The organism is Sulfurimonas sp. ST-25 (assembly GCF_048079205.1).
GTDB classification, from domain to species: domain Bacteria; phylum Campylobacterota; class Campylobacteria; order Campylobacterales; family Sulfurimonadaceae; genus Thiomicrolovo; species Thiomicrolovo sulfuroxydans.
This window is the reverse complement of record NZ_CP182225.1, coordinates 1699648-1717717: the sequence shown is the minus strand read 5'-3', so window position 1 is coordinate 1717717 and position 18070 is coordinate 1699648. Positions and strand designations below refer to the sequence as shown.

The following is an 18070-nucleotide window of genomic DNA, read 5'->3' as shown; positions in this document are numbered from 1 at the left end:
GCTTATTATAGCGGTTTTTACACATTTTGGCCGTTCGGATTGCCTAAAATGGGAGGGTCCGGGTGGATTTATCAAAAAGTTATTAAACTTTTTAATGTTACAGTGCGATTAGCTATTTGAGGAGGTGCGGATCATGATGCAGTATTTCCATCGTCAGATCAAACTCTGGGGTGAAGAGGTCCAGCAGTCGCTGCAGGCGAAGCGGATCGCCATCATCGGGAGCGGGGGACTGGGAAGCTCCCTTGCCTTCGCCCTGGGAGCAACGGGAATAGGGGAGATACACATTGTGGATTTCGATGAGGTGAGCGTGCACAACATTCACCGCCAGATCGCTTTCAAGACGGGGGACGAGGGTAAGAATAAGGCCGTCGTCAATGCGGGGATCGTCGAAGCGCGCTGCCCCTTTACGAAGGCGTATGCGCACGAGTGCGATTTCAACGGCTTCGCCAAAAAAGGGATCGATGTCGATCTTATCCTCGACGCGACGGACAACCTGCCGACGCGGGGGCAGATCAACGAATACGCCAAGATCAAAAACACGCCGTGGGTTTACGGTTCGGTGGAGGCATTCCACGGACAGGTCTGTTTTTTCGACCGCTCCTCTTTCAACGACGTTTTCAAGATCACGCTCAAAGAACCGGCGGGGATCGCCGCGCCGATTGTCATGCATATCGCCTCGCTGCAGGCGAACCTTGCCCTGCGCTACCTGGCGGGACAGCCGGTCAAAAAAGACTTCCTCTACTACCTCTTTTTCAACGACGAGGGCGAACTCGTGACACAGAAATTCGGTCTGCCGGTATAACGGCGGCTGTTTTACTCCCTGCTAAGCCGCGCACGCTATAATTTCATACTCAATTTGCCGTATGAAACGGCAACGATAATTACCTTTGGAGAATTGCGATGCGCGGTTACAAGATTTTTGCGGGAAGTGCCAGCGAAGAGTTTGCGAAAGAGGTCTGCAGCTACCTCGACGTTCCCCTGGCGAAAGCGGACATTAAACGTTTCAGTGACGGGGAGATCTCCGTCCAGGTTGCGGAGAGCGTCCGCGGACGTGATGTCTTCATCATCCAGTCAACGGGAGCCCCGTCCAACGACAACCTGATGGAACTGCTCATCATGACCGACGCTCTGCGCCGCTCCTCCGCAAGCTCCATTACCGCCGTCATCCCCTATTTCGGCTATGCGCGCCAGGACCGTAAAGCGGCGCCGCGTGTTCCGATCAGCGCGAAGCTGGTCGCCAACCTCTACCAGACGGCGGGCATTGACCGCCTTGTCACCATCGACCTGCACGCCGGTCAGATCCAGGGCTTCTTCGACATCCCCGTCGACAACCTCTACGGTTCCATCATCTTCCAGCAGCATATCGAGAGCAAGAAGCTTCCCAACCCGATCATCGCGAGCCCGGATATCGGCGGCGTTGCCCGTGCCCGTTACTTCGCGGAGAAACTGGGGCTCGAGATGGTCATCGTCGACAAGCGCCGCGAAAAAGCGAACGTGGCCGAGGTCATGAACATCATCGGCGACGTCGACGGTAAAGACGTTATCATGATCGACGACATGGTCGATACGGCCGGGACGATGGTCAAGGCGGCGGCAGCACTCAAAGCCAAGGGCGCAACTTCCGTCATGGCGTGTGCGACGCACGCGGTCTTGAGCGGCAAAGCCTATGAAAATATCGACAAGGGCGAACTGGACGAACTGATCGTCACCAACTCCCTCGATTCCAAACCGCACCCGAAGATCAAGGTGCTGACAGTCGCGCCGCTCTTCGGCGAGGTCATCCGTCGCGTTTACCACAACGAGAGCGTCAACTCGCTTTTTGCATAACGTAGCAGGCGTCAAACCCCTGATACGACGCTAACGCTGAGTTCGCTTCGGCAGCGGGCCCCGCACAGCTAAACCGCACTGACAATTTCGCAGTGCAATCATGAGGAATCTATGGATCTCAAACATATTCGCAACTTCTCCATCATCGCCCACATCGACCACGGTAAAAGCACCCTGGCCGACCGGATCATCCAGGAGTGCGGTTCCGTCACGGAGCGCGAACTCAAGTCACAGATGATGGATACGATGGACATCGAGCAGGAGCGCGGTATCACCATCAAGGCGCAGAGCGTCCGGCTTGATTATGTCAAAGACGGGGAGCACTACGTCCTCAACCTCATTGACACCCCGGGCCATGTCGACTTCAGCTACGAAGTGAGCAAATCGCTCGCCTCCTCCGACGGTGCGCTGCTGATCGTCGATGCGGCGCAGGGGGTCGAGGCGCAGACCATCGCCAACGTCTATCTGGCCCTGGACAATAACCTCGAACTCCTCCCGGTCATCAACAAGATCGATCTGCCCGCTGCCGAGCCGGAGCGCGTTGCCGAGGAGATCGAATCGAGCATCGGCATTGACGCCACGGACGCCCTGATGGTCTCCGCCAAAACGGGCGTGGGGATCCGTGAGCTCGTCGATGCCATCGTCGATCGCATTCCCGCCCCGGTGGGTGATCCGGTAGCGCCGACGAAGGCGATCATCTACGACAGCTGGTTCGACCCCTATCTTGGTGCGCTGGCACTGGTGCGCGTCTTTGACGGCAGCATCCGCAAAAAGCAGATCGTCAAGCTGATGAGCAACAACGAGCAGCACGAGGTTCTCGACCTCATGTACCCGCACCCGCTCAAAAAGATGAAGACCGACTCCATCGGCAGCGGTGAGATCGGCATTGTCGTGCTTGGCCTCAAAGATGTCGGGACCCTTAACGTCGGCGATACGATCACCGATGCGAAAAACCCGACGGCAGAACCTGTCGGCGATTACGAACCGGCCAAGCCCTTCGTCTTCGCGGGGCTCTACCCCATCGATACGGACAAGTTCGAAGACCTGCGCGATGCGCTCGATAAACTGCGCCTCAACGACTCTTCGCTCAGCTATGAGCCGGAAACGTCCATCGCGCTGGGCTTTGGTTTCCGTGTCGGTTTCCTAGGCATGCTGCACATGGAGGTCATCAAGGAGCGCCTGGAACGCGAATTCGACCTGGACCTGATCGCGACGGCGCCGTCGGTTGTCTACGACGTCTATCTGACGGACGGCTCGACACAAGAAGTGCACAACCCCTCAGAGCTGCCGCCGGTGAACCACATCGAGCGTATCGAGGAGCCCTACGTCAAGGCGACGGTCATCACGCCGACGGAGTACCTCGGCAACATCATGAACCTGCTTGTCGCCAAGCGCGGCCTCCAGGAGAAGATGGATTACCTTAACGAGGAACGCGTCCTGCTGGAGTACTCCGTACCGATGAACGAGATCGTCGTCGACTTCTACGACAAGCTCAAGTCCATCTCCAAAGGGTACGCGAGCTTCGATTATGAACCGACCGACTTCAGGGAGGGCGACCTCGTCAAGCTCGACGTTCGCGTCGCCGGTGATGTCGTCGACGCCCTCTCGGTCATCGTCCCGCGCGAACAGGCGGAACAGCGCGGTCGTGCCCTGGTCAAGAGCATGAAAGAGCTCATCCCCCGCCAGCTTTTCGAGGTGGCGGTACAGGCCTCCGTCGGCAACAAAGTCATTGCCCGCGAGACGGTCAAGTCGATGGGCAAGAACGTCACGGCGAAGTGTTACGGCGGGGATATTACCCGTAAACGCAAGCTGCTCGAGAAACAGAAAGCCGGTAAAAAACGGATGAAGGCGATCGGCAAGGTTCAGTTGCCGCAGGAGGCCTTCATGTCCGTCCTTAAAATGGACTAGGCGGCGGACTTTGCGTTGTCTACTCTGCGAATCGTGGTCACTGAGCCGCATTTGCAGGGCCTGCCGCGATGAACATCTCACCCCATCCCTTCACACCCGAAAGATCCTCGGGAAACTCCCCGTACACTCCTTTTACAGATACGACGAGATCGAGCCGCTGCTGCTGACGAAGCATACGGATATCGGACACCACCTTTACACGATCATGGCATCAGCTTCCTTCACACCGTATGCAAAGACATTGGGGTTGGACGATGCCGTGGCCGTTATCGCCGTGGATGACCATGTGCGGCACGGCTATTCGCATACGGCGATCCTGGCCAGGGCGATGAAAACCGCAGCATTGACACCGAGGCACACCGTGCTGCGCGACCGATCAGGGCACCGCTATTCCGGGCAGGACTTCCAGTACCGCCTGACGCACCCGCGGGCATTTGCAGTGAAGCCTTTTCCGGAAAAGAAAGTGATCCTTGTCGACGATATCCTGACAACGGGCCTGACGCTGACCCAGGCGGTGGAGGCGCTGGAGCGGGAGGGGAAAGAGGTGCTTTTCTGCCTGACGCTGGCCGACGCGGAACGCTGAAGGTTACGCCTCTGTAGCGGGGGGAAGCTGGGCTTCGGTCCGGTTCCCCGGAAGGTAGTCGACAGTGTTTTCGATCGTCGGGGATTCGGAGAAATCGAACTGGATCGATGCGGCGTTGAGGGCGAAGGCGATCTGCTCCAGTGTCGTACGGGCGGATTTCTGCACGTCGGGAAGCAGCTCGATCATCATGCCGTTGGCGATGGCGGAGACCTGCTTTTTCGCCTCCTTGATCAGGGCGTTACGGTCGTTTTCATCAAAGCCGTCACTGAAGACGCCGGCAATGAGATCGGGCAGCAGCCACGGCAGAAGTTTGCCGTTCTGTTCGTCGTAGAAACTGATGTCTTTGATACTGAGCGAATAGCGGCACTCGGGCATTTTGAAAAGGTACTGCCCCTCCCCGAGCTCCTCGATGCCGAAGCGGCTGTCTTTGAGGTTGTAGCTGAAATCGATGTCGAAGGTGAAGATCATCGCCAGTTTTTTCTTGGAGATGAGCCAGCGCAGGTACTTCTCACCGAAATTCCCGAAGATATGGTCGGAGGCCGTGACGATCTCCTTGGTGACAACCTTGTAGACGTTGAGGTTGCCCAGGGATTCCATTTTCTCTATGGTCGAATAGAGCGTGACGTTGGCAGGCCCCTCTTTTTTGGTGCGCTTCAGGTACCAGAGCAAAACGGCGATCCCTCCGGCGAGGAGGAGGCCGCTGAAAAACATAATGACATTATCCATGCTCTATTGTAGCTCAGCCGGGATAATAGCGCGCTATCGTCTGCTGTAGGGGAGTTTTGTCTGCAGGCGGAGGTCGGGAATGGCGTAGCCTATGGCCAGGTGGTAGAGGCTCTGAAAATCGTTCCCCTCCAACCCCAGCAGCCGGTGCATGACATCGTCGAGGAAGCAGCCGATGCCCGTGGCGCTGAGCCCCTGCGACGTCGCTTCGAGGTAGAGTTGCTGGCCGATGGCGCCGCACTCCCAGTAGAGGCTCTTGTAGCGCCCCGGCCCATAGCGCTCAAGCTGGGGCGAAAATTCGCAGAGCATGCCAAGCGAGAAGGCGCCATCAGATGCGATCTCCTGGCTGCAGGAGATGAACTTGGCCTGGGCGCGGAAGTCGCCCGCTTCAAGCAGATAGAGATGCTCCCCGGCCGGCCGGAAGAGAAAGTCACTGCGCGTGCGTGTTTTGAAGGATTCCAGGTAGCCGTCGTTCAGGAGGTAGAGGTAAAGACCCGGCTCCAGGGTCTCGACGTCATGGACGAAAAGGAGCAGGGAGGCCGCAGGCGTGAAACCTTCAACAGCGTTCCGCGCCGCCTGCATCAGCCGGGTGAACGATTCGAAGCCGATATGGGTACGGCCGAAATCCATCGCGCGGGCACTGCGGCGGGTGAGGATGACCTCTTCGGCAGCGGTACCGCAGTTGCTGCTGAAAGGCGCTGGTGCCATGTCGACCGGGAGGTTCACCGCGGCGGCCGTGGCCCGCTCAACGAGAGTGATCGCCTCCCAGGGGTGCTGGGAGGGGCTGAGACGGTTTGCCGTCCCCGCATACGCAGTGCGGCACTGGGCGAGAAGGGGGATAAGGTCGGGCGTTGCGACGTCTTTTTCAGGCGTCATGAGCAACAGAGCATCGGCGATCTCTTCCTCGTTCGGCTGGAAGCGGGCCGGCTGATCCAGCCCCAGCAGCGTGTCAAGGGTATCGGCCTCGAAAGCGTCAAAGAGGCGGGCGTGCCAGCCGTTAAGACGCGCGGAGATCTGGGCGGCGCGCAGGGCGTGGCCGGCGTCGAGCTGGGTGTAGCGGAAGGCGCGCTCGCCGTACTTCCACGCCTCGCGCCATACGATGGAGGTGAAGCCCATCAGCAAAGAGCCCTTCGGGAGTGCAGACCAGAAGTCCGTATCGAAGGCGTGCAGGAGCTCCAGGCTGTGGGTTAGCGGCGCGTAGTGCGCAACGACGCTTTGGGTGCTGACACCTTCAACCGGGGGGAGGATGACGTAGCCTTCGGTGGGGTGGAGGTTGCCGCTGGAGGCGTTGCAGCGCAGCGCCCAGCAGTCGCTGCCGATGCATTTGACGGCCGCAAGTCCCAGGCTGTAACGCAGCAGAACGGAGAGGGTATCCAGCGTGAGCGGTTCGGAGGGGCGTGCCTCAAAAAGGGCGGCGTAGGTTGGTTCGGGACCCGGGGAGGGCAAGGGGAGAACGACCCCCCGAGCCCCGTCGAAGCGGCGGTAGGGGTCGGGCTGCGTCGCCCAGTCCATATAGCCCAACGACGCCGCATAGCGGTTGGGATGGTGCTTGGTCTGGTCATGGTATTCGAAAACGGTTTCAAGGGTATGCATGCGGTGATTGTTCCTAAACTCTTTTGAAGGGGTGCTTGAATACGGTGTGCTGCGAAAATAATTAAGCGCTGTCACCGACTGGATGCATATTCCGTTCATCCGGGTGCAATGCGGATGACGGCCGGAGGCGCTGTATTACTCTATGCTTGCCGATTGTTCGGGCAGGAGATTCTCTTCGATGGACTGCCGGGTAGTGATCTTGGTGCTGATCAGCGCTTCAAGTTTTTTGACCGGCAGGGCCTTTTCGCACAGGAAGCCCTGGTAGTAGTCGCAGCCAAGTTCTTTAAGCATGCTCAGCTCCTCATCCGTTTCGACCCCTTCGGCGACGACGGTCAGGTCCATGCTTTTGGCAATGGCGATGATGGTCTTGACGATCATCAGGGAATTCTCGTTGTGCTTCAGGTCGGTGATGAAGGAGCGGTCGATCTTGATCACGCTGACGGGGAGGTGCTTGAGGTAGGAGAGCGAGGAGTAGCCCGTACCGAAATCGTCCAGCGCGACGCGCACGCCGAAGGCCTCAAGCGCTTTAACCTTGTCGATGGCGCCACGGGAGTTGTCGAGCATGGCGCTTTCGGTCAGTTCGAGTTCGATCATCCCGGGGGCGATTTCGTAACTGGTGACCAGGGCCCGAAGGTAGTCAACGAAATCGGGCTGGTTGAACTGGTGGGAGCTGACATTGACGGAGACGCGTTCGATGGCGTTGGCCGCGCCCGTCTGCTGCCACTGCTTGATCTGCTTGATGCTCTCCTCCAGCACCCATTCGCCGATTTTCACGATGAGTCCGCTCTCCTCGGCGTAGGGGATGAACGCCTCCGGCATTATCAGTCCCTTGTCGGGGTGATTCCAGCGGATAAGTGCCTCGACCTGGGCGATCTTGTCACTGTCGATGGCCACCTTCGGCTGGTAGTAGAGTTCGAACTCTTTCTCGTCAAGTGCTCTGCGAAGCTCTTTTTCCATTTGAAAGAGTTCTTGCTGGGAAGTTTCAAAAGATTCATGGTAGAGCTCGGCATGCTGGCGTCCGGTCCGTTTGGCCTGGAACATGGCGATATCGGAACGTTTGATAATGGCGTCAGGGAGCATCCCCTCTTCGCCGCGGAAGACATTGATACCGATGCTCGCAGACAGCGAAATAGACTCCCCGTCGATGCCAAAGATCCCGTTGATCGCGTCAATCAGCCCCAAGGCGATCTCCATCGCCTCCTGGGCCGCTTCGGTATAGTCATCCGAGAGGGTATTGAGGAGAATCAGGAACTCGTCTCCCCCGACCCGTGCGACGGTGTCTTCGGATCGAAGCTGTTTGAGCAGACGCTGACTGACCTGGTAGAGTACCTGATCGCCGATATAGTGGCCGTAATCATCGTTGATATGTTTGAAATGGTCAAGGTCAATAAAGAGCACGGCGCAGTGAAAGAGGTGGCGTCTGCTCTGTTCGACGGAGAGCTTGATCCGGTCGGTGACGAGACTGCGGTTGGGCAGTTTGGTCAGCGGGTCGTAGAAGCTGTTCTGCTTGATCAACTCCTGGGCCTCTTTCTCCAGCGTCAGGTCCTTGACAAAACAGATGGCGCCCTGGTGCAGCCGTTTTTTATCGATGACGGGGACGGTGGAGAGCTCGATATAGAGGGAATTTTCCGAGAAGGTCGAGTAGAAGGGACCTTCGTAGTGTCCCTGCCCGTCCTCCAGTGCCTGATTCAATGCCGGCAGGATGCGTTTGTCCATGAGGGTGCCGAGATCGTACCCGATCAGGGGGTCGCGCTCTGCCAGTTGAAAGATTTTGAGCAGCTGGTTGTTAAGGTCGGTGATATGCAGACTGCTGTCATAATAAAAGATCCCGACGGGGGCGTTGTCGAGGAGGGAGATAAGTCGCCCCTGCGTATTTTCGAGGGCCGACATGGCCTGGGACAGCGCGAATTTGCTGTAGATGGCATTGTCGATAACCGACCCGAAATGTTTGGCACTGAAAATCAGCAGGATACCCAGGGCACTGACGATGTAGGCGATCGTCTGGTAGAGCGGGTCTTCCATCCACGCCAGGCGGACGATAATGGGTGCGAAGGAGAGCAGGGCATAGGCGACGACCAGCTCCCAGGAGGCGGAGATGATACCGAGCGCAGTGGCGGTCAGGCCGAGAATGAACAAGACGACGACCATCTGGTAGAGGATCTCGTGCGGGGGGAAGAGCAGCACGGCGGTGCTGCCCCAAAGTCCTCCGCCGATAAGCACGTAGGTGTAGTAGCGGTGCAGCCAGAGGGTGCTTTGAGGCCTGAGCTCCTCTTCGGAGCTGTTGCTGTAGAGCAGGTAATGGTAAAAGCGGAAGAGCAGGACGATGACCGAGACGCTTATCCAGACTGCCAGGGCAATGTTGTCGACGTAGTGCCACATGAAGACACTGAAAAGAAGGACGCTGAAAAAGTGGATGATAAGAATGACCGGAACGGTACTGTAGAGGTACTTCAGTTTGTCAAAGTCGAATTGGCGCATTGTTGCTTATTCCCCAGAGAAACTTTCCTCACAGCTTTTTATTCTGTGATTGGATGTTAAGAGTCCCTATCATAGCATAAAAGTCCCCATAGCAGGGAAAAAAGAGCGGTTTACTTGAAAAGAGAATCAAATAGTTGCTGAACCTGTTTGCCGGCCTCCTGTTCGATGAGTTTCCCCGCGTCGACGGTGACGCCGGGGCGGGACATTTTCCCCCTGAGCCGGAAAGGGATAACGGCACCGGCGGCTTCGAGTTTGATATCGGCCCGGACGGTCTCTTTTGCGGTATCGATCTTCGCATGCTTGGTCTGCAGGGCGGCACGGTCGGAACGCAGCTGCAGATCCGCATCGATCATTGTATCGTCGAGGCGGGCGAGGGTCGTACCGTCGAAGCGCTCTTTGTAGAGGTCGACACTGGTGTATTGGCGCAGCAGATCGAAGACGTTGTTGCGGGAGAAGGCCCCCTCAGTAAGCTTGCCTTTGAGCTCGCCCTGTTTATTGTCAAGCCGGTAGTCGAGGGTTCCGTCGAAGCGGGCATCGAAGGTTTCGGGCTGGACGAGCATGTGCAGCGCCGCTATCGTACTGATCTGTTTGAAATCCGCATGAAGCGCCTCTCCCTTCAGGGTCGCGGCGATCGCCCCTTTCAAGAGGCTGCTGTTCGCATGCAGCATCAGGGCATCGTCGTAGGTGAGATCGCCCGAGATCTTTGCGCTTCCGCGCAGCGGGCGTTCGGCCAGGGAGGAGAGCTTGCTCAGGTCGGGGATCTCTGCCGTGTACGCCGCCGTCATGCGGCTTTGTTTGACGTTGTACTGCAGCGTATCGGAGCGCAGGGTGAAGAGGTCGGAGACGAAATCTGCTGCCGTAGCGACGTTCTCCCCGTTGAGGCGGCTTTGGGTTTTGAGCATGAAAGTACTTGCGGGGAAGGGGCGCCCCAGCAGTTTGGAGAGGGCATCGGTATCCGCGCTCCCTTTTGCCATATTAATGTCGATCGTTCCTTTGAGCGCCTCCGGGTCCAGGCTTGGCAGCACCGCATGCCCGGAGACGTCGGCATCGGCAACACGGGGATAACCGAGCATGCTCAGCAGTCGTGCCAGCCGGAGGTGCTGGGCGGTGACGTCGGCGGAAACGGGAGCGTAGGCTTTGAGGACGGCTGTAAGAGCGCCTTTGCCCCCGGCGAGCTCCCCCGAAGCCGTGGCGTCGAGATGCTCCCGGTCGCCTTTGAGCTGTCCCGCAAGCGAGACGGCCCCGTGCAGTGTCTGTCCCGTCAACCCCTGCAAAAGTGCGAGTTCTTTGATCGAAAAAGCGTAGCGGATATCCATTCCTCCGTTTTGCGGGGTCAGCGTCCCGTCGGAGGTGAGGTGCCCCAAGGCGGAGTCGGTTTTAACATCGTAGGTGACGGTGTCTGTTTGCAGCCGTGCCTGCAGTGAAGCGTTCAGGGCCGCATCGGGCACGTTGAGGCCGTAGGTGCTGCTGATCAGCGCACGGTCAAGTGTCCCCTGCGCCAGGACGGCATCGACCGTCCCGTCGAGGGCAGCGGGGTCGATGGAGTGCAGGAGGATCTCCGCATCGATGCTCCCGGAGGCCAGCGGCGCCTGGCCGGCGAGGGCCAGCAGCTGCTCCAGCCGGGCATGGCGGATCGTGGCGGTGAGGGCCCCCGGGTTGAAATCAGCCAGGGTCAGGTGGTAAGCGGTGTCACTCCCGGCGGCATCGGTGTGCCCGTCAATCTCAAGCAGCGGCAGGCTGCCTTTGACCGTTCCTTCGGTCTGCAGGCTCCCCTGCATCTTCTGCCCGCTCAGCGACGCAAGGTCCTCCACGTCGGCGCGGTAGCGGGCGGAGAGTGACCGGTCGAAGAGCGAATATTCTCCTTCCGCCTTGATACGGCCGGCGCTCTCCAGTAGGATGACGACGCTGAAACGGCGGAAACCGAGGTCGAATGTTTCAACATCAGCGGAGAGAGGCAGGGTTTCATTGAGTTTTTGCTGCACGATACCGGCAATGATCCGGTTGCCGGGCGGGGTGAAGGGGAGGGTGAGCACGATGGCGACAAGCGAAAGCAGGGCGATGAGCGTCAGGGTGATGCGTTTCATGTCGGTTCTTTTCATCCAAAGGTCTAAAGCTATTATAGCGCTGCACACATTTGCCAGTCGACGGTCGGCTATTCGGTGTAGGTGGAGAAAGCGCCCTCGACACTTAATGCGCTTTTGTAGCGTGTAGGGTTCAGCCGGACGGTTTTCGTTTTCAGGTCGCAAATGGCCAGACGGTAGTTCGAGCCCATAAACGGTTCGACGATACAGACGATCGTGTCGCCGACCTGCCGCGTCGCATGGATGGTCCCCTGGAGATTGTGAAAGAAATACTTCGGGTAGCTCAGCGGCGTGATCTCGACGATGTCGACGCTTGCTCGGCGGTCAAACGTCTGGGCAATGAGCTCCGCATCCTCGTAGCTCTCAAACTGGACGCACCAATCGTCGAACTCCTTGTTGAAGTGTTTCAGATCCTCATCCAGAAAACCTCCCGCCGGCGATTGCAAAGCAAAAATACTCATGTAAACGGCCTTTGAATGCGGGATTTCTTTTTACGGAATTGTACCATCTCCCCTGCCACAGGGCTCTGAAGGGCACAAACTGGGGGGAGAAATATACTTTAGTCTATTTGACTAAACTATATTGAACAAAGTGTTACAATCAGTACTTGACATAGATAGACTCATGTAGTATAATTTGGTCAGATTTCAATTCGAAAGGAGTCTGACAGTCGCTATGTCTCAGGAAGAAAACAAGCCTAATAATGAAGAAACTTTGCCCAATGATGAAGAAATGATTGAGGAGATGGTTTCAGAAGAGGCGGAAGAGGTCGGTTCCGACCTTGAACGTGTCCAAATGGAACTGGATCTGCTCAAAGATAAGTATACAAGGGTCCACGCGGACTTTGACAACATTAAAAAGCGTCTGGAGCGCGAAAAGTACCAGGCACTTGAATACGCCCAGGAGAAGTTCGCGAAGGACCTGATCCCGGTCGTCGACTCGCTGGAGATGGCCGTCAAGGCCGCTGACGGCGAGGGGATGGAAGCCGCCGAGCTTCTGGCCAAGGTGAAAGAGGGTGTCGAACTGACGATGAAGCAGTTCCTCAGCGCCCTGGAGAAACATGGCATTACGGCGGTAGGCGAAGAGGAACCGTTCGATCCGAACGTGCACCACGCGGTACAGCAGGTGGACAGCCCGGAGCACGAGAGCGGCGAGATCGTCAGTACCTTCCAAAAAGGGTACAAATATAAAGAGCGTACATTGCGCGACGCAATGGTCGTTATTGCAAACTAACTAAAAGAGAGGAACGACACATGAGTAAAGTAATCGGTATTGACCTTGGTACAACCAACTCCGCGGTAGCGGTCTATGAAGGCGGCGAAGCGAAAATCATCCCGAACAAAGAGGGTAAGAACACGACGCCTTCCGTCGTTGCCTTTACGGACAAGGGCGAGGTCCTCGTCGGTGACCCGGCGAAGCGCCAGGCGATCACGAACCCGGAGAAGACGATCTACTCCGTCAAGCGTATCATGGGTCTCATGATGAACGAAGAGAAGGCCAAAGAGGCGCACGACAAAGTTACCTACAAGATCGTCGACAAGAACGGTATGGCGGCGGTCGACGTTGCCGGCAAAGTCTATACGCCGCAGGAGATCTCCGCGAAGATCCTGACCAAGCTGAAAGAGGATGCGGAAGCGTACCTCGGTATGCCTGTCACCGACGCGGTCATCACGGTTCCGGCCTACTTCAATGACGCCCAGCGTAAAGCGACGAAGGAAGCGGGAACGATCGCGGGCCTGAACGTCCTGCGTATCATCAACGAACCGACGGCCTCAGCGCTGGCATACGGTCTGGACAAAAAAGGCGAAGAGAACGTTCTCGTCTACGACCTCGGCGGCGGTACGTTCGACGTTACGACCCTTGAGATCGCGGAAGGGACCTTCGAGGTCCTCTCCACAGACGGTAACGCCTTCCTCGGCGGCGACGACTTCGACAACCGTATCGTCGATTTCCTCGCCGGCGAGTTCAAGTCCGAAAACGGCATCGATCTTAAAGCAGACAAGATGGCGCTCCAGCGCCTCAAGGACGCGGCGGAAGCGGCGAAGAAAGAGCTCTCATCCGCCTCTGAAACGGAGATCAACCTGCCGTTCATCACGGCGGATGCAACGGGTCCGAAACACCTCGTCGTCAAACTGACCCGTGCGAAGTTCGAAGGGATGATCGACGATCTGATCAAAGAGACGATGACGCACATCAACGTCGCGCTCAAAGACGCGGACCTCGACAAAGGCGAGATCAAAGAGGTCATCATGGTCGGCGGTTCCATCCGCGTGCCGCTGGCACAGCAGAAGGTCTCCGAGTTCTTCGGCGGCAAAGAGCTGAACAAATCGGTCAACCCGGACGAAGTCGTCGCCCTCGGTGCGGCGATCCAGGGCGGGGTCCTGCGCGGTGACGTCAAAGACGTCCTGCTGCTGGACGTTACGCCGCTCAGCCTCGGTATCGAGACCCTCGGCGGTGTCGCGACCAAGGTTATCGAGAAAGGCACGACGATCCCGGTCAAGAAGTCCCAGGTCTTCTCCACGGCCGAAGACAACCAGCCGGCGGTCTCCATCCATGTCGTTCAGGGCGAGCGCGAGTTCGCCAAGGACAACAAGTCCCTCGGGATGTTCGAACTGACCGAGATCCCGGCGGCACCGCGCGGCGTTCCGCAGATCGAAGTTACCTTCGATATCGACGCCAACGGTATCCTGACCGTCTCCGCGGCCGACAAAGGTACGGGCAAGCGCCAGGAGATCAAGATCACCGGTTCGTCAGGACTCTCCGAAGAGGAGATCAACAAGATGGTCCAGGACGCCGAGTCGCATAAAGCGGAAGACGAGAAGCGTAAAGAGCTCGTTGACCTGCGTAACCAGGCGGACGCGATGATCGCCCAGACGGAAAAAGCGATGAAAGAGGCGGGCGAGAACATCGACGCCGGTGACAAAGCCAACATAGAGAGCGCGATTACCGCCCTTAAAGAGACGCTCAAGGACGAAAACGCGACCAAAGAGCAGATCGAAGAGAAGCTCAAAACGCTGACGGAAGCAAGCCACAAACTGGCCGAGCAGATGTACAAGCAGGAGCAGGGCGGTGCCGCGGCCTCCGAAGGCGCCAAGAAAGCCGACGACGACGTCATCGACGCCGAAATCGAATAAAACCGGGGCCTTCGGGCTCCGCTTCAGTACTCCTCCTTTTTTTCTCCATGACACTACGGCTTCCGTGATCAGCGCGGGAGCCTTGTTTACACTCCCGGTTCTTCCAGCACGAAACGGCGGGCAATCCAGCCGAAATAGAGCGCCGAAACGATAAAAGCGACCCCCAGCAGCGCCATGACGCTCTGCAGTCCCATTCCCCACTCCACCAGCACCCCGATCAGGAACGAGACGGCAGAGACCGTCAGCAGGAAGATCATATCGTTATAGGCGATGACGCGGCCGTAGTAGGCCTCCTCGGTATGGTGCTGCAGCAGGGTGTAGGTAAAGGACCAGATGACGGTCGTGCTGAGGCCCACAAAGACAGAGACCGCCAGCGAGAGGTAGAAGTGGGGCAGCAGGGCCGCCCAGAGGAAAATGGCAGCGGCCTGCAGCAGCAGAAGCAGCGGCAGCCTTCTGACGGTGATCCAGCGCCCCAGCAGCAGCGGGCCGCCCACCAGCCCCAGGGCCCGGAACGCGTGCGTAAGCCCGATGGCCAGCGGCGCGGCGACGGCCGGGAGGTAGTAGGCCTCCGCGGCAAGCGGGACCAGGCCGTCAAAGGCGGTAAAGCCGACGAAGGCGTGCAGGAAGATCAGGTGCAGGGTCAGGGGGTTGCGCTTCAGGTAGCCGACGCTCTGCGAGAGCAGTGTCAGATAGCGTGCCGTCTCGTGTGCTTTGTGCGGCGGGAAAACGGCGGGAAGGAGCAGCGCAAACGCGACGGCAAAGAGGGCGGCGTCGGTCACGAAGGCGGTCCTGACGCCGAGATAGTAGACGGCAATGCCGCTCAGGGCCATCCCGACGGTGTAGGAGACGGACCAGATGATGGAGTGGATCTCGTTGGCGTGTTTGAGCGCCGACGCCTTCAGAAAGCGCGGCAGCAGCGCCATCTCAAGCGTAAAATAGAAGCTGGAGGCCCCCATGCGTACGAAGACCAGCACGAAGAGCAGCCAGAGCTGCGCCGCATCGTCGACCAGAACCAGCGGCAGGGTCGTGACGATCTCGACGAGCAGCAGTGCCAGCATCAGCCGCTTCGGGGCGATCTTGTCGATCAGCGCGCCGGAGAAGGGGGCCTGCAGAACCCCGGGCAGGAAGTGCAGCGCCGCGACCGTGGCGATAATAAGGGGCGAAGCCCCAAGCTGCAGCAGCAGGGTAAAGATGGCGACATTGCTGAACCAGGCCCCGAAATAGGCGATGAGCTGGATCGAGGAGATGCGCCGCAGCAGCGGTTCGTTTTTCAACAGGGCGATGTAGTGTTTCACGCGAAGATGCTCCGGGGAAGATTGAGAGAGAATGGTAGCGTAATCGCAACCGAAGCGCGCCGTACAGCCGCCCTTTGGTATAATGGCCGCAAAAAGTGACGGAAAAGCGAGACGATATGAATGCATTTTTGGAAGAGGCGAAAGCGGCGAGCCGGGAGTTGATGCTGCTCAGCGGCGCGGAGAAGAACCGCCTGCTGCGGGAGATGGCGGGGGCGATGCGTTCCGCGACGATGGACATCATCGAAGCCAACGCCCTGGATATGAAAGCGGCGGAGGAGAACAGCCTGAGCCCCGCCCTTAAAGACCGCCTACTGCTGGACGAGAAGCGCATTGACGCCATGGCGACGGCCGTCGAGGAGATCGCGGCGCTTAAAGACCCTGTCGGCCGGGTTATCGACGGCTGGGTCACCGACGACGGGCTCAAGATCGAGAAGGTGAGCATCCCTATCGGCGTCATCGGCATCATCTACGAATCCCGCCCCAACGTCACCTCGGACACGGCGGCACTCTGTTTTAAAAGCAACAACGTCTGCGTGCTCAAAGGGGGCAAGGAGGCGGAACATTCCAATGCCGCGATCGCCAAGGTACTGCGCGCGGTGCTGAAACGCAACGGCCTGCCGGAGGCACTGATCTCCCTGCTGCCGGACGCGTCACGTGAAGGGGTGGCGAAGCTGATCAAGATGGACAAGTACGTCGACCTGATCGTCCCCCGGGGCGGCGAAGGGCTCATCCGCTATGTCAGCGAGAATGCGACGGTACCGGTCGTCAAGCACGACAAGGGACAGTGCCACACCTACATTGACAAAGACGCGGACATGGAGAAGGCGGTGAAGATTGCCGTCAACGCCAAGGTGGACCGTCCCGGCGTCTGCAACGCGATGGAAACCCTTCTTGTCGACAAAGCCATTGCGGCCGAAGCGCTGCCGAAGCTCAAAGAGGCCTTTGACGCGGCGCATACGGAACTTAAAGGGTGTGACGATACCCGTGCGATCATCGACGTCGCCGAAGCGACGGAGGCCGATTTCGATACGGAGTACCTGGCGAACATCCTCAACATCCGCACGGTCGACGGCGTCGACGGGGCGGTATCGCACATCGTCCGGTTCGGTTCGGGACACTCCGAGGCGATCGTCACGGAGAACTATACGACGGCGGAGCGGTTCCTCAACGCCGTCGATGCCGCGGCGGTCTACGTCAACGCCTCGACCCGCTTCACAGACGGCGGGGCCTTCGGCTTCGGCGCCGAGGTTGGCATCTCCACGAACAAGCTGCATGCGCGCGGTCCGATGGGCATCGAGGGGCTGACGACCTACAAGTTCAAGATCTACGGCAACGGCCAGATCCGCTGATGCAGGTTTTACGGGTTGAGGGGCTCTCCTTCGGCTATACGCATGAGCGGGCGCTCTATGACGACTTTTCCCTGACACTCGCAACGGGGGAGATCAAAGCGATCGTCGGTCCCAGCGGGGCGGGCAAGAGCACCCTTTTCGAACTCATTCTCGGCAACCTCCGTCCCCGTGCCGGCACGATCGAGGCCCTGCCGGCCTCCATGGTCTTCCAGGACCCCTACAGCTCATTCCATCCCACCTACACGGTGCTCAACCAGATCAGGGACGTGGCGGATACGGCGGGGATGGCGCGCTATCTGGACGATATGGGGCTGGACGAGGCGCTCCTGCACAAACTCCCCCACGAGCTCTCCGGCGGGCAGCTACAGCGCGCTTCCATTCTGCGCGCGCTGCTGATGAAGCCGAAACTGCTGCTGCTTGACGAGCCGACGTCCGCCCTGGACAACGTCATCCAGCTCGACGTGATGCAGCTGCTGCTGCGCCACCTGGGAGAGGTCGGCATGCTCCTGATCACCCACGAGATCGACCTGGCCAACTGGTGCGCCGACGAGATCGTCGAAATCGGCTGAGGAGGGCTCGCGCCTCCCGGCTCCCTCCGTCTTGTACGAAAATACCTACAGAAATGAAGCACGCGCTCCGCTACAATGCCTAAAAAATTACAAGGCATACCCAATGAGCAAACGTATTTTGATCGTGGATGACATCGGTTTTATCGTCGAATTCGAATCGAAAGTCATTGATGCCCTCTCCAAAGAGGTAAGCCAGAAAATCCTGATCGATTCGGCGAACTCTGTCAAGGAAGCGCTCTCGAAGATCGCGCAGAACGACTATGATGCCATGGTGGTGGATATGAACCTGCCGGATGGTTCGGGGATAGAGATTGCGAAGGCGGCACAGGAAAAAAACGCGCAGACACGCATTGCCGCTTTGACGATCTACCCTCAGAAGGTCGAGCAGGACCACACCTTCTTTGATGCCTTTTTCAAAAAGCCGATACTGCCGGCGACGTACAAAGAGAATATCCGCCGTCTGCTCCAACTGTAGACGCTGCCGCTTCGCCGCCTGGGGCAGAATGCATCCCCTCAGGCATGCCTTTTCC

15 protein-coding genes are annotated in these 18070 nt (G+C 58.4%); 9 read left to right on the top strand and 6 right to left on the bottom strand.

All coding sequences use genetic code 11. The annotated features are described in order from the left end of the window. Positions 1-133: 133 nt before the first annotated feature. The 4 genes from ACM66T_RS08860 (at position 134) to ACM66T_RS08845 (ending at position 4318) form a co-directional block, all read left to right on the top strand. Positions 134-802 (top strand): HesA/MoeB/ThiF family protein, encoded by a 669-nt coding sequence (locus ACM66T_RS08860; protein WP_231018535.1) that lies wholly within the window; start codon positions 134-136, stop codon positions 800-802. A 98-nt stretch (positions 803-900) separates the two neighbouring features. Beyond that, positions 901-1827 (top strand): ribose-phosphate pyrophosphokinase, encoded by a 927-nt coding sequence (locus ACM66T_RS08855; protein WP_231018534.1) that lies wholly within the window; start codon positions 901-903, stop codon positions 1825-1827. Between the two features lie 111 nt (positions 1828-1938). Continuing rightward, a complete protein-coding gene (lepA, locus tag ACM66T_RS08850; protein WP_231018533.1) occupies positions 1939-3735 on the top strand; it encodes a translation elongation factor 4 in 1797 nt (598 codons plus the stop codon). A gap of 10 nt (positions 3736-3745) precedes the next feature. Further along, on the top strand, positions 3746-4318 hold the full coding sequence (locus ACM66T_RS08845; protein ID WP_231018532.1) for a ComF family protein: 573 nt from the start codon (positions 3746-3748) through the stop codon (positions 4316-4318). Positions 4319-4321: 3 nt separating this feature from the next. Here ACM66T_RS08845 and ACM66T_RS08840 read toward each other — a convergent pair whose 3' ends face one another. The 5 genes from ACM66T_RS08840 to ACM66T_RS08820 form a co-directional block, all read right to left on the bottom strand. After that, entirely contained in the window at positions 4322-5044 is a 723-nt protein-coding gene (locus tag ACM66T_RS08840) for a DUF4230 domain-containing protein (protein ID WP_231018531.1), read from the bottom strand. 33 nt (positions 5045-5077) lie between these two features. Further along, on the bottom strand, positions 5078-6634 hold the full coding sequence (locus ACM66T_RS08835; protein ID WP_231018530.1) for a SagB/ThcOx family dehydrogenase: 1557 nt from the start codon (positions 6632-6634) through the stop codon (positions 5078-5080). A gap of 135 nt (positions 6635-6769) precedes the next feature. Next, the gene (locus tag ACM66T_RS08830) at positions 6770-9112 is read right to left on the bottom strand and encodes a putative bifunctional diguanylate cyclase/phosphodiesterase (RefSeq protein ID WP_231018529.1); all 2343 of its coding nucleotides are present in this window, start codon (positions 9110-9112) and stop codon (positions 6770-6772) included. A gap of 110 nt (positions 9113-9222) precedes the next feature. Then, entirely contained in the window at positions 9223-11196 is a 1974-nt protein-coding gene (locus ACM66T_RS08825; protein ID WP_231018528.1) for a hypothetical protein, read from the bottom strand. Between the two features lie 68 nt (positions 11197-11264). Continuing rightward, positions 11265-11654, bottom strand: a complete 390-nt coding sequence (locus tag ACM66T_RS08820) for a hypothetical protein (RefSeq protein ID WP_231018527.1) — start codon at positions 11652-11654, stop codon at positions 11265-11267. 214 nt (positions 11655-11868) lie between these two features. Between ACM66T_RS08820 and grpE the strand changes: the two genes are divergently transcribed. Continuing rightward, entirely contained in the window at positions 11869-12426 is a 558-nt protein-coding gene (gene grpE, locus ACM66T_RS08815; RefSeq protein ID WP_231018526.1) for a nucleotide exchange factor GrpE, read from the top strand. A 20-nt stretch (positions 12427-12446) separates the two neighbouring features. Beyond that, positions 12447-14327 (top strand): molecular chaperone DnaK, encoded by a 1881-nt coding sequence (gene dnaK, locus ACM66T_RS08810; RefSeq protein ID WP_231018525.1) that lies wholly within the window; start codon positions 12447-12449, stop codon positions 14325-14327. Positions 14328-14413: 86 nt separating this feature from the next. On the opposite strand, the gene ACM66T_RS08805 is transcribed toward dnaK, so the two are convergent. Next, entirely contained in the window at positions 14414-15622 is a 1209-nt protein-coding gene (locus tag ACM66T_RS08805) for an MFS transporter (RefSeq protein ID WP_231018524.1), read from the bottom strand. A 116-nt stretch (positions 15623-15738) separates the two neighbouring features. On the opposite strand from ACM66T_RS08805, the gene ACM66T_RS08800 reads away from it, so the two are divergent. The 3 genes from ACM66T_RS08800 to ACM66T_RS08790 all read left to right on the top strand — a co-directional run bounded on the left by ACM66T_RS08800 (position 15739) and on the right by ACM66T_RS08790 (position 18015). Beyond that, positions 15739-16971 (top strand): glutamate-5-semialdehyde dehydrogenase, encoded by a 1233-nt coding sequence (locus ACM66T_RS08800; RefSeq protein WP_231021231.1) that lies wholly within the window; start codon positions 15739-15741, stop codon positions 16969-16971. Next, positions 16971-17540, top strand: coding sequence for an ATP-binding cassette domain-containing protein (locus tag ACM66T_RS08795; RefSeq protein ID WP_231018523.1), 570 nt, complete (start codon positions 16971-16973; stop codon positions 17538-17540). The genes ACM66T_RS08800 and ACM66T_RS08795 overlap by 1 nt, the downstream gene beginning before the upstream one ends. 103 nt (positions 17541-17643) lie before the next feature. Beyond that, the gene (locus ACM66T_RS08790; protein ID WP_231018522.1) at positions 17644-18015 is read left to right on the top strand and encodes a response regulator; all 372 of its coding nucleotides are present in this window, start codon (positions 17644-17646) and stop codon (positions 18013-18015) included. The last annotated feature ends 55 nt before the right edge of the window (positions 18016-18070 follow it).

What these genes read in the sequence shown, in the direction of transcription:
- ACM66T_RS08860 (WP_231018535.1), top strand. Translation starts at nt 134, where the DNA reads ATGATGCAGTATTTCCATCGTCAGATCAAACTCTGGGGTGAAGAGGTC.
- ACM66T_RS08855 (WP_231018534.1), top strand. Translation starts at nt 901, where the DNA reads ATGCGCGGTTACAAGATTTTTGCGGGAAGTGCCAGCGAAGAGTTTGCG.
- lepA (WP_231018533.1), top strand. Translation starts at nt 1,939, where the DNA reads ATGGATCTCAAACATATTCGCAACTTCTCCATCATCGCCCACATCGAC.
- ACM66T_RS08840 (WP_231018531.1), bottom strand. Translation starts at nt 5,044, where the DNA reads ATGGATAATGTCATTATGTTTTTCAGCGGCCTCCTCCTCGCCGGAGGG.
- ACM66T_RS08835 (WP_231018530.1), bottom strand. Translation starts at nt 6,634, where the DNA reads ATGCATACCCTTGAAACCGTTTTCGAATACCATGACCAGACCAAGCAC.
- ACM66T_RS08830 (WP_231018529.1), bottom strand. Translation starts at nt 9,112, where the DNA reads ATGCGCCAATTCGACTTTGACAAACTGAAGTACCTCTACAGTACCGTT.
- ACM66T_RS08825 (WP_231018528.1), bottom strand. Translation starts at nt 11,196, where the DNA reads ATGAAACGCATCACCCTGACGCTCATCGCCCTGCTTTCGCTTGTCGCC.
- ACM66T_RS08820 (WP_231018527.1), bottom strand. Translation starts at nt 11,654, where the DNA reads ATGAGTATTTTTGCTTTGCAATCGCCGGCGGGAGGTTTTCTGGATGAG.
- grpE (WP_231018526.1), top strand. Translation starts at nt 11,869, where the DNA reads ATGTCTCAGGAAGAAAACAAGCCTAATAATGAAGAAACTTTGCCCAAT.
- dnaK (WP_231018525.1), top strand. Translation starts at nt 12,447, where the DNA reads ATGAGTAAAGTAATCGGTATTGACCTTGGTACAACCAACTCCGCGGTA.
- ACM66T_RS08800 (WP_231021231.1), top strand. Translation starts at nt 15,739, where the DNA reads ATGAATGCATTTTTGGAAGAGGCGAAAGCGGCGAGCCGGGAGTTGATG.
- ACM66T_RS08795 (WP_231018523.1), top strand. Translation starts at nt 16,971, where the DNA reads ATGCAGGTTTTACGGGTTGAGGGGCTCTCCTTCGGCTATACGCATGAG.
- ACM66T_RS08790 (WP_231018522.1), top strand. Translation starts at nt 17,644, where the DNA reads ATGAGCAAACGTATTTTGATCGTGGATGACATCGGTTTTATCGTCGAA.